We start from the raw sequence: 460 nt of genomic DNA, 5'->3' as shown, positions 1-460 counted from the left end.
CGCGGTCGCCGCGTGCACGGGGTCGACGCCGAGTTCGTCGAGGGCCACGCGCACCTCGTAGTGCACCGGCAGCGCCACCTCCTCAACCCGCATGCCCAGGCCCGTACCGGCCGCGTACGCGTGCAGGGCACCGGCCAGCCCGGCCCGGCCCACGACACGCACCGCGCGCAGCGCACCGTCGGCTCCCGCACCGCGCACCTGCTCCAGCAGCCCGGCAAGCGGTACACACGCGGCGGAGACCACACCCTCGTGCCCGAGCCCCGCCCGGGCCGACAGCAGATGGGCGCCGAAACCGCCGAGCGGGGCGCTGACCAGGAGGCGGTCGCCCGCCCGCGGCGGTGTCTCCTGCCCGGCGCCGGCCGGGACCACTCCCAGTCCGGCGGTGTGCAGATAGATCTGATCGGCCTCACCCGCGCGCACCACACGGGCGTCCACGTCGAGGACCACCACCCCGGCCGCC

1 protein-coding gene is annotated in these 460 nt (G+C 76.7%); it reads right to left on the bottom strand.

What is annotated here, in order from left to right; all coding sequences use genetic code 11:
• On the bottom strand, positions 1-460 hold a 460-nt coding region (locus TN53_RS42345; RefSeq protein WP_046264236.1), incomplete at both ends, for an AIR synthase-related protein.

The organism is Streptomyces sp. WM6386 (assembly GCF_000972385.1).
Classification (GTDB): Bacteria; Actinomycetota; Actinomycetes; order Streptomycetales; family Streptomycetaceae; genus Streptomyces.
This window is presented reverse-complemented; position numbering and strand designations above follow the sequence as displayed.